General features: G+C 52.4%; 7 protein-coding genes. 6 read left to right on the top strand and 1 reads right to left on the bottom strand.

Annotated elements, in window-relative coordinates:
* Window positions 1-532 (top strand): hypothetical protein (locus tag JHD74_RS26655; protein WP_233169553.1); only part of this gene is annotated, 532 nt, incomplete at its 5' end.
* A complete protein-coding gene (locus JHD74_RS15650) occupies window positions 486-1,001 on the top strand; it encodes a hypothetical protein (RefSeq protein WP_199063041.1) in 516 nt (171 codons plus the stop codon). The genes JHD74_RS26655 and JHD74_RS15650, both read left to right, overlap by 47 nt.
* Window positions 1,002-1,056: 55 nt before the next feature.
* Here the strand turns inward: JHD74_RS15650 and ddlA are convergent, their stop codons facing one another.
* Window positions 1,057-2,163 carry a D-alanine--D-alanine ligase gene (gene ddlA / locus JHD74_RS15645; RefSeq protein ID WP_173409622.1) on the bottom strand — a complete coding sequence of 369 codons (1,107 nt, stop codon included), beginning with the start codon at window positions 2,161-2,163 and terminating at the stop codon, window positions 1,057-1,059.
* Between the two features lie 171 nt (window positions 2,164-2,334).
* Between ddlA and JHD74_RS15640 the strand changes: the two genes are divergently transcribed.
* The 4 genes from JHD74_RS15640 to JHD74_RS15625 all read left to right on the top strand — a co-directional run bounded on the left by JHD74_RS15640 (window position 2,335) and on the right by JHD74_RS15625 (window position 6,677).
* Entirely contained in the window at window positions 2,335-2,538 is a 204-nt protein-coding gene (locus JHD74_RS15640) for a ParD-like family protein (RefSeq protein WP_024527427.1), read from the top strand.
* Complete coding sequence (gene map, locus JHD74_RS15635) at window positions 2,535-3,329, top strand: type I methionyl aminopeptidase (protein WP_199063040.1); 795 nt, start codon at window positions 2,535-2,537, stop codon at window positions 3,327-3,329. The genes JHD74_RS15640 and map overlap by 4 nt, the downstream gene beginning before the upstream one ends.
* Window positions 3,330-3,372: 43 nt before the next feature.
* A complete protein-coding gene (gene dld, locus JHD74_RS15630; protein WP_370592655.1) occupies window positions 3,373-5,070 on the top strand; it encodes a D-lactate dehydrogenase in 1,698 nt (565 codons plus the stop codon).
* Between the two features lie 233 nt (window positions 5,071-5,303).
* Window positions 5,304-6,677 carry an NAD-dependent succinate-semialdehyde dehydrogenase gene (locus JHD74_RS15625; RefSeq protein ID WP_065686775.1) on the top strand — a complete coding sequence of 458 codons (1,374 nt, stop codon included), beginning with the start codon at window positions 5,304-5,306 and terminating at the stop codon, window positions 6,675-6,677.
* The last annotated feature ends 55 nt before the right edge of the window (window positions 6,678-6,732 follow it).

The raw sequence follows: 6,732 nt of genomic DNA, 5'->3' as shown, positions 1-6,732 counted from the left end.
ACCCAAATCCGGTTTTTGTTTAAAAGTTGATACTGTGGAGGCTATCGACAATGTTGATAAGATAATCCCTTTATCCGCAGATCTGTTAAATAACGATGATGAACATTTACCTAAGGAGGGGGAACCATCTAAAACCAATCTCTTATTCTCACGTTTTCTTATTTATAAAACGGCGTTCGCCCTTCTACTGTGCACAATTTCTCTGGCCGCGGTGGGTTATTCGATCTATTTCCATATCAATAACGTTGGAGGGTTACCCAAAAACGGCCTAACCTTCTACAAAAAGATCGACAATAGTGATGTTTATTTTTTACAAGGCTCATTAATGGACTTAGTGCCGGGGTCTCAGGAAGACAACGCCATAACAAAAAAGATAGCAAACAGTAAATATAAAACCCCAATCACATACATCTATTTAAACAAAAGATTGACCAATAAATCCGAACACAGTAACTTTATTTTTTCTTTGTGTGGAAATAATAAAAATGAACAATGCGAAACCACTTACATTTATAACTCAAATGATATTTAAGCCATGGATGTTATTGATTTTCTTTTCTATTTCCTTGTTGATTGCATTAACCATTTTTTGGCTAACACCCAACAATACCTACCAAAGCTTATATTGTACAACAAAACTCAATACACATGAAACCAGGAATAAAGCTCAGATTGAGTCCATATTGGATGTTTCTATCTACTTTAAAGATAGCAATAAAGTCACTTTTTCAATGTATGGAGAGATACATGACGGTGCGAAATCTTCGGTAGTCTCACGTAGCTTGGATTACCATTATGAGCACGAAGGTAAATTCCTGTTATTGACCGATCCTGTGGTTATAAGAAGTGGTACCGATAACGCAGCGGACGATGCGATTACCTTTGGCAAAAAGCAAACGCTAAGAGTAGAGCAACTGTTGGATGACGATATTTTAGTCTCTACGGCCTTCATACCCGTTTTTGTATGCTCAAAAAAGGAACAGCAACGAGTCATTAGATAACCACAGTGGTCAATCAATAAGGGCAACAGCGCCGGTTACGTTGTTGCCCACCCGCTTAATCCCGATCAAACACCGAACTGTTCAGCCCGCGATCCTGCTGATGCCGCTCCAGCGCCAGCTCAATCAAAATGGTGATCAGTTGACTATAGCTCACCCCGCTGGCTCCCCACAGTTTTGGATACATGCTGATATTGGTGAAACCAGGCAACGTATTAATTTCGTTGATAATCACGCTATTGTCCGGCGTCAGGAACACGTCGACACGTGCCATACCCAAGCAATCCAGCGCTTTGAAGGCTTGCAATGCCACCTCGCGGATTTTATCGCTGACATCCTGATCGATCGCCGCCGGTACCACCACCTGCGCGCCTTGCTCATTAATGTACTTGGTGTCGTAAGAGTAGAACTCATCGGTCAGGACAATTTCACCACAGACGCTGGCCTGCGGATGATCATTGCCCAATACCGCGCATTCGATCTCACGGCCAACAATAGCCGATTCCACCAGCACTTTATGGTCGAAACTGAATGCCAGGGCGATAGCCTGTTCGAACTCCGCCTGGTCATGCACCTTGCTGACACCAACAGAGGAACCCTGATTCGCCGGTTTAACAAACAGCGGTAGCCCCAGGCTTTCACTTAATTGAGCAAAGCTGTAGTTGTTGCGGTTGGAACGCGTCAGCGTGACGAACGGAGCTACTGATAGCCCGGCATCTCGCAGCAGACGTTTGGTAACGTCTTTGTCCATGCTGACCGCCGAACCCAACACGCCCGCCCCCACGAACGGCATATTCGCCATGCGCAGCAGGCCTTGCAGCGAACCATCCTCCCCCAAGGTGCCGTGGACAATGGGGAATACCACATCAAGTTGCCCCAACGCACCAGCACCATCGGCTTCAATCAGTTGCTGTTTCTCATACCCAGGGACCAGCGCCACGTTTTTATTCGAGTGGTTCAGCGCGATCAACGCCGGGTTTTCCGCATTCAGCAGGAAGTTGGAGGCATCGTTAAGGTGCCATTGCCCCTGCTTATCAATGCCCAGCAGCGTGACGTCAAACTTCTCTTTGTCGATGGCATCCAGAATATTTTTTGCCGACTGCAGCGAAACCTCATGCTCCGCTGATTTGCCCCCAAAGATCACCCCAACACGTAGTTTAGTCACGCCCTAAATCCTTCTTTAAAATGTCATGGCAACAAAGCCGACGATCACAATAAACGCATTGTGCGACCCCGGCAATGACCATTGAGCCTAAAATGCCTGCGCCACAGAATGCCTAACCCATAGCATCCAAAACGTATACACTCCGTATATTGTTCACTGACGGAGTCGGCTATGGGGATTGTAAAAATCTCGGAGACGCTACATGACGATCTCAGGCTCGCCAGCCTGACCATGTCGCGTTCTATCAACGCACAGGCGGAACACTGGATCAGGATCGGCATGCTGGCAGAGCTGAACCCGGAGCTGACCTATCCGCAACTGGTAAAGAAGATGATGAAAGATAACGCGTTGACGCTGAAGGAGATTGTTGGGTGAAAGATATTGTGATTAAAACGCCGCAGGAAATTGCCATCATGCGCCACTCCGGCGCGCTGCTGGCCAAGGTGTTTGCCATGCTCGATGAAGTGATCCGCGAAGGCATCACCACCATGGAGATCAATGACCGTACCGAAGCCTTTATCGTCAATGAGCTGAAATCACGCCCTGCCAGCAAGGGCCAGTATGATTTCCCCTACGTGCTCAATACCTCGATCGACGAAGTGATCTGCCACGGCATCCCATCGGCCAGCAAAATTCTGCGTTCCGGGATGATCGTCAATGTCGATATCACCCTGGAAAATAATGGCTTTATTGCCGACTCCAGCAAGATGTATTGCATCGGTCAAACCACCCCGATTGCCAAGCGCCTGGTCAACAATGTCTATGAGTCAATGTGGCAAGGCATCCGGGCAGTGAAACCCGGTGCTACGCTAGGTGACATCGGTCACGCCATACAGCAACATGCAGAACAGGCGGGTTACAGCGTAGTACGGGAGTATTGTGGGCACGGCATTGGCCGTGAAATGCACGAAGGCCCAGCGGTGCTACACTTCGGCCAGCCAGGCACCGGTACGGTGTTGCAGGAAGGGATGGTGTTTACCATCGAACCGATGATTAACCAGGGCGACCACCGCATCAAGCAGAAGAAAGATGGCTGGACCGTGGTCACCCGCGATAAAAAGCTTTCCGCCCAATGGGAGCACACCGTAGCGGTTACCGCTGACGGCGTGGAGATCCTGACGTTGCGAGCAGAAGAACGTGAGGCGGGATATCAGGAACGCTATTAAACATTAAACCCCGTTGCAGCCAGGCGGGGACATGGAGATGGGCATGACGCAGGCATTTATCACTCAGTTGAAAAATATCGTCGGCAACGCGCAAGTGCTGACCGGCGAGCGTAGCACCGAACGTTATCGCAAAGGTTTCCGCTCCGGCGGTGGCAAGGCATTGGCCGTCGTGTTCCCTACCCGTCTGCTGCAACTGTGGCAGATCCTGCAAGCCTGCGTCGCCGCCGATAAGATTGTCATTATGCAGGCGGCCAACACCGGTTTGACCGAAGGCTCCACCCCAAGCGGCCAGGATTATGATCGTGAGATTGTCATTGTCAGCACCCTGCGGCTCGATCATATTCAGGTATTGGATAACGGCAAGCAGGTGGTAGGCTTCCCCGGCAGTACGCTCAATAAGCTGGAAAGGTTGTTGAAACCTTATGGCCGTGAACCGCACTCGGTAATCGGCTCTTCCTGTATCGGCGCTTCGGTGATCGGGGGGATATGCAACAACTCCGGGGGGGCGCTGGTCAAGCGCGGCCCGGCCTATACCGAAATGGCGTTGTACGCCAAGCTGGACGCCGATGGCCAGTTACGGTTGGTCAATCATCTGGGGATTAACCTGGGCGACACGCCGGAAGAGATCCTCACGCGGTTGGAAAAGGGCGATTACCGGCCAACCGATGTTGAACATGGCGAACTGCGCGCTTCGGATAACGAATACGCCAGCCGTGTGCGCGATGTGGATGCCGATACTCCTTCCCGCTTTAATGCCGATAAACGCCGCCTGTTCGAGGCTTCCGGCTGTGCCGGGAAGCTGGCGGTATTTGCGGTACGTCTGGACACCTTCGCCAAAGAAGATAAAGAGCAGGTGTTCTATATCGGCACCAACGATACCGCGGTATTGACCGAGCTGCGCCGCCATATGCTGAGCCAGTTTGAAAATCTGCCGGTGGCCGGGGAATATATGCACCGCGATATTTTCGATATCGCCGAGGTGTATGGCAAAGACACCTTTATGATGATCGACAAGCTGGGCACCGATCAAATGCCGCGCTTCTTCACCCTGAAGGGCCGAGTGGATGCCACGCTGAACAAACTGCCGCTGTTACCGCATAACCTCACCGATAACCTGATGCAGAAGCTGAGCAAGCTGGCACCTAACCATCTGCCAACGCGCATGAAAGCGTATCGCCAACGCTTTGAACACCATCTGCTGCTGAAAATGGCCGGCCCAGGCGTGGAAGAAGCCCAGCAGTATCTGCAAAGCTATTTTGCCCAGGCCGACGGTGACTTTTTCGTCTGCACGCCTGAAGAAGGCAAGAAAGCGTTCCTGCACCGCTTTGCCGCAGCGGGCGCCGCCGTGCGCTATCACGCGGTGCATGCCGATCAGGTCGAGGACATTCTGGCGCTGGATATCGCCCTGCGCCGCAACGATACCGAGTGGTTTGAAACCCTGCCGCCGGAGATCGACAACCAGTTGGTGCACAAGCTGTATTACGGCCACTTTATGTGCCACGTGTTTCATCAGGATTACGTGGTGAAAAAAGGCGCGAACAGCCATGCGCTGAAAGAACAGATGTTGGAGATCCTCAATCAGCGTGGTGCGGAGTATCCGGCCGAGCACAACGTTGGCCATCTGTATCATGCCAAACCGGATTTACAGGCCTTCTATCAGGATGCCGATCCTACCAACAGTTTTAATCCCGGCATTGGCAAAACCAGCAAGCAAAAACACTGGGGTAACAACATTCAGTAACATTTTATCTTACCCCCCTCACCAGCCCCCTCTCCCACAGGCAGAGGGGGCTGGTAGAGCTTGCCCTTTGGGAGCAAAGGATCATCTCGGCACACTCGTATTAAGCCTCTGCATGCGCGGCACTGGCGCACGATCGCCCTTTATGCCCCTCCTTCGCAGCCCTGTCGTCTAAACTTAACGTTCTGAATAAGGCGTCTGTCAGGCGTCAACATGAGCGACGAAAGGAGCACTTCATGCCATACCAGACAGTAAACCCCTTTAACAATCAGCTGATTAAAGAATATACCCCGCATAACGACGATCAGGTCGAACTGGCGCTAGCCCAGGCCGATGCGCTTTATCATTCCGACTGGGCCAAAGGCGAAATCATCCAGCGCCTACCCGTGTTGCATAAGCTGGCCGAGCTGATGGAGAGCAGGGTGGAGGAACTGGCGAACATTGCCAGCGTTGAGATGGGCAAGCTGATCGAGCAAAGCCGTGGCGAAGTGAAGCTGTGTGCCCAGATTGCCCGTTACTACGCCAACAATGCGCAAAAATTCCTGGCCCCGGTGAGCTATGAGTCCAGCCTGGGTGAGGCCTGGGTCGAGCATCATCCCATCGGGGTGTTGATGGCGGTCGAGCCTTGGAACTTCCCTTTTTACCAACTGATGCGCGTGCTCGCCCCTAACCTGGCAGCCGGGAATCCGGTAGTGGTCAAGCATGCCAGCATCGTGCCGCACTGCGCCGAAGCGTTCGAGAAGCTGGTGCATGAGGCCGGAGCGCCCAAAGGGGCCTATACCAACCTGTATATTTCCCAGGATCAGGTGGCCAGCATCATCGCCGATGATCGGGTGCAAGGCGTGGCGTTGACCGGTTCGGAAAAAGCGGGCAGCATCGTGGCGGCTCAGGCGGCCAAGAAGCTGAAAAAGGCCACGTTGGAACTGGGAGGTAACGACGTTTTCGTCGTGCTCGACGATTGCGATCTCGAGAAGGCCGTCAAAGTGGGTGCAGAGGCACGGCTCAACAATGCCGGGCAGGTCTGTACCGCCGCCAAGCGTTTTATCGTGCAGGAGAAAGTAGCGAAAGCCTTCCTGCAACAGCTCACCGAGCATTTCAAGAATGTGAAAATGGGCGATCCGCTGGATGAAACCACCACCTTAGGGCCGCTATCCTCCAAGTCTGCCTTGGAAGGGCTGACCGAGCAGGTCAATGAGGCGGTGAAGCAAGGGGCCAAACTGCACCTGGGCGGCAAGGCGTTACAGCACGAAGGTAACTTCTTTGAACCCACCATCCTCACGCATATCAGCCGCGATAACCCGGCTTATTTCACCGAGTTTTTCGGCCCGGTGGCGCAGGTCTATGTGGTGAGCGATGACGAGGAGATCGTCAAGCTGGCCAACGACTCCCACTACGGGCTTGGCGGGGCCATCTTCAGCACCGATATTGAACGAGCCAAAAAGCTGGCCTCACGCATTGAAACCGGCATGGTGTATATCAACTCCTTGACCGATACCGCACCTGAGCTGCCGTTTGGCGGTATTAAACGTTCCGGCTTTGGCCGCGAGCTGTCAGATCTGGGGATTAAGGAGTTTGTGAACCAGAAACTGGTGGTGGTTAGCCATAGCTGAGGTTTTATACTGGAGGGGCGCTAAGTGGGCGCAGCATGCTGCGCCCACTATAAAA

It is taken from the genome of Serratia sp. ASV30, assembly GCF_016428815.1.
Lineage (GTDB): Bacteria > Pseudomonadota > Gammaproteobacteria > Enterobacterales > Enterobacteriaceae > Chania > Chania fonticola_C.
Note: the sequence above shows the minus strand (reverse complement) of the source record. Positions and strands in the feature narration are given on the sequence as shown.